The sequence below is a fragment of the Streptomyces sp. 13-12-16 genome (genome assembly GCF_002114215.1).
Lineage (GTDB): Bacteria > Actinomycetota > Actinomycetes > Streptomycetales > Streptomycetaceae > Streptomyces.
Genome location: NZ_NCTE01000965.1, coordinates 1 through 3,320, shown reverse-complemented (window position 1 = coordinate 3,320; position 3,320 = coordinate 1). Strand labels below are relative to the sequence as shown.

Sequence of the window (3,320 nt, the reverse complement as noted above, 5' to 3'; positions counted from 1 at the left end):
CATGGTGCTGCTCGCCTTCGGCACCCTGGGCGACCAGGCCCACGACGAACGGGACCCCCGGGCCGCCGTCCGGGTCGCGCAGACCAACTACACCGGGGCGGTCTCGGCGGGCCTGGTGTGCGCGAGCGCCCTCCAGGCGCAGGGCCACGGCTCCCTGGTGGTGCTGTCCTCCGTGGCGGGCGAGCGGGCCCGCCGCGCGAACTTCATCTACGGCTCCAGCAAGGCCGGCCTGGACGCCTTCGCCCAGGGCCTCGGCGACGCGCTGTACGGCACGGGGGTGCACGTCATGGTCGTACGCCCCGGATTCGTCCGCACCCGGATGACCGCCGGACTCCCCGGGGGGCCGCTGGCCACCACGCCGGAGGCGGTCGCGGCGGCCGTCGAGCTGGGGCTGCGGCGCCGCGCGGAGACCGTGTGGGTGCCGGGCACGCTGCGGATGGTGATGTCGGCGCTGCGGCACCTGCCGCGCGGGGTGTTCCGCCGGCTGCCGGTCTGAGACCCGGCCGGGGGTTCAGCGGGCGGAGACGGATCCCCGGTCCACGCTCCCGGACTGCGGGGGCACCACCACGGTGCCGAAGGGGAACTCGCGCAGTTTGCGCCACACCCCGTCGGCGCCCTGCTCGTAGAGCGCGAAGCCGGTGCAGGGCCACTCGGCCTCGTAGCCGGCGAGCTCCTCGAAGGCGCGGTCCATGGCCGCCTCCTCGATGCCGTGCGCCACGGTGACGTGCGGGTGGTACGGGAACTGCAGCTCGCGGGCGACCGGGCCGGAGGCGTCACGGACCTGCTTCTGCAGCCGGGCGCAGTCCTCGCCGCCGTCGACGACCCGCACGTACACCACCGGCGACAGCGGCCGGAAGGTGCCGGTGCCGGACAGCCGCATCGGGAACGGGCGGCCGGCCGCGGCGACCTCGCCGAGATGCGCCTCGACGGCCGGCAGGTCGGCGTCGTCTATCTCGGTCGGCGGCAGCAGGGTGACGTGCGTGGGGATACCGTGAGCAGCGGCGTCGCCGAAGCCCGCGCGCAGCTGCTGAAGCCGGCTGCCGTGAGGCTCCGGGACCGCGATCGACACGCCGATCGTTACGGTCCCCACGTCGTCTCCTGTCGTTGTGGTGGTGAAGCGTGGCGGTGGAGCTGCGGTGAGCACCGGGTGACCGCGGAAACGGTCACCCGGTTATCGACTGTACGACCACGACCCGGATGCGGGCAGGCGCAACCGGAGTGATGTGCAGCGCTGTGCGGTGGTACGGATCGCCGCCGTGGGCCGGTTCAGCGCCGGTTCAGTGCTCGGCGGTCGGTACTCGGCGGGTCGGTACTCGGCGGGTCAGTGCTTGGCGGGCAGGAAGCCGACCCGGTCGTACGCCCGGGAGAGGGTCTCCGCGGCGACGGCGCGCGCCTTCTCCGCGCCCTTGGCCAGGATCGCGTCCAGCGTCTCGGGGTCGTCCAGGTACTGCTGGGTGCGCTCCTTGAAGGGGGTCACGAATTCGACCATGACCTCGGCGAGGTCCGTCTTGAGCGCACCGTAGCCCTTGCCGGCGTACTTCTCCTCCAGTTCGGGGATGTCCGCCCCGGTGAGGGTCGAGTAGATCGTGAGGAGATTGCTCACACCGGGCTTCTCCACGACGTCGTAGCGGATGACCGTGTCGGTGTCGGTGACCGCGCTCTTCACCTTCTTGGCGGTGGCCTTCGGCTCGTCCAGGAGGTTGATGAGGCCCTTCGGCGTGGACGCCGACTTGCTCATCTTGACCATCGGGTCCTGGAGGTCGTAGATCTTCGCCGTCTCCTTGAGGATGTACGGCTTCGGCATCGTGAACGTCTCGCCGAACCGGCCGTTGAAACGGTCGGCGAGGTCGCGCGTGAGCTCGATGTGCTGGCGCTGGTCCTCGCCCACCGGCACCTCGTTGGCCTGGTAGAGCAGGATGTCCGCGACCTGCAGGACCGGGTACGTGAACAGGCCGACGGAGGCCCGGTCGGCGCCCTGCTTGGCTGACTTGTCCTTGAACTGCGTCATGCGGGAGGCCTCGCCGAAGCCGGTGAGGCAGTTCATGACCCAGGCGAGCTGGGCGTGCTCGGGCACGTGGCTCTGCACGAAGAGCGTGCAGCGGTCCGGGTCGAGACCGGCCGCCAGCAGCTGGGCGACGGCCAGCCGGGTGTTGGCGCGCAGCTCCTTCGGGTCCTGCGGGACCGTGATCGCGTGCAGGTCGACGACCATGTAGAACGCGTCGTGGGTCTCCTGCAGGGCCACCCACTGGCGGACGGCGCCGAGGTAGTTGCCGAGGTGGAACGAGCCTGCGGTGGGCTGGATTCCGGAGAGCACGCGGGGTCGGTCAGTCGCCATGCCCACCATTCTCTCAGGTCTCGCGGAGCGGTCCGGAACGGACCGGAAACAGGTGGGAACCGATCCGTCCCCGGCGGTGTAACAAAGACGTGAGGACGCGGGAGGGGGGCCGCATCGTCGATGAGGCCGCGGTGATCGCACGCGTACGCGCCGGGGAGCCGGAGGCGTACGCGGAGCTGGTGCGGGCCCATACGGGCATCGCGCTCAGGGCGGCCGCCGCGCTCGGGGCGGGGGCAGACGCGGAGGACGTGGTGCAGCAGGCCTTCGTCAAGGCGTACTGCGCGCTGGGCCGGTTCCGGGACGGCATGGCGTTCCGGCCGTGGCTGCTGTCGATCGTGGCCAATGAGACGAGGAACACAGTGCGCGCCGCCGTGCGCCGGAGCGGCCTCGCCGACCGGGAGGCGGCGTTCATGGAGGCGGAGCCGGTGATACCGGAGTCGACGGACCCGGCGGTCGCGACGCTGGAGACGGAGCGCCGCGGGGCGCTGGTGTCCGCCCTGGAGAAGCTGAGCGAGGAGCACCGTCTGGTCGTCACCTACCGCTATCTGCTCGAGATGGACGAGCGGGAGACCGCCCAGGCCCTGGGCTGGCCACGGGGCACGGTGAAGTCGCGGCTGAACCGCGCCCTGCGCAAGCTGGAGCGCCTGCTGCCGGACTTCCGGCCCCGGGGAGGGGGTGAGAGGTGTGAGTGAGCGGTACGACGGCGAGGCCGAGCGGCTGTGGGAGGAGCTGCGGGCCCTCGGCCGGTCCCTGGACGGGCCGGGTGGGCCCGAGCAGTCCGAGTCGATGGTCGAGCGGGTGCTGGGGCGGATACTCGCCGAGGAACTGCCGGTTCCGGCGGCCGGGCCGACGGGCCCCGGCGCGCTGCTGCGGGGGGCCCGGAGCTGGACGCGCGCGCGGTGGCGGTCGCTGGTCGCGGCCCTGTGCGGGCTGCTGACGGTGCTGACGCTGACGCCTCCGGTGCGGGCGGCGGTGGCCGACTGGT

The 3,320-nt window shown here is 72.1% G+C and carries 4 protein-coding genes and 1 pseudogene; 3 read left to right on the top strand and 2 right to left on the bottom strand.

The window, feature by feature from the left end:
* A partial coding sequence (locus B7767_RS33220) for an SDR family NAD(P)-dependent oxidoreductase (protein ID WP_085575352.1) occupies positions 1–496 on the top strand: 496 nt, incomplete at its 5' end.
* A 15-nt stretch (positions 497–511) separates the two neighbouring features.
* On the opposite strand, the gene B7767_RS33215 is transcribed toward B7767_RS33220, so the two are convergent.
* Both B7767_RS33215 and trpS read right to left on the bottom strand, forming a co-directional pair.
* Positions 512–1,090 (bottom strand): 2'-5' RNA ligase family protein, encoded by a 579-nt coding sequence (locus B7767_RS33215; RefSeq protein WP_085575351.1) that lies wholly within the window; start codon positions 1,088–1,090, stop codon positions 512–514.
* A gap of 231 nt (positions 1,091–1,321) precedes the next feature.
* The gene (trpS, locus tag B7767_RS33210) at positions 1,322–2,314 is read right to left on the bottom strand and encodes a tryptophan--tRNA ligase (protein ID WP_085575350.1); all 993 of its coding nucleotides are present in this window, start codon (positions 2,312–2,314) and stop codon (positions 1,322–1,324) included.
* Between the two features lie 152 nt (positions 2,315–2,466).
* On the opposite strand from trpS, the gene B7767_RS33205 reads away from it, so the two are divergent.
* Together B7767_RS33205 and B7767_RS33200 are read left to right on the top strand one after the other, a co-directional pair.
* A complete protein-coding gene (locus B7767_RS33205) occupies positions 2,467–3,027 on the top strand; it encodes an RNA polymerase sigma factor (protein WP_085575353.1) in 561 nt (186 codons plus the stop codon).
* Positions 3,020–3,320 (top strand): annotated as a pseudogene (locus tag B7767_RS33200) (hypothetical protein); the annotation flags it as partial. The gene B7767_RS33205 and the pseudogene B7767_RS33200, both read left to right, overlap by 8 nt.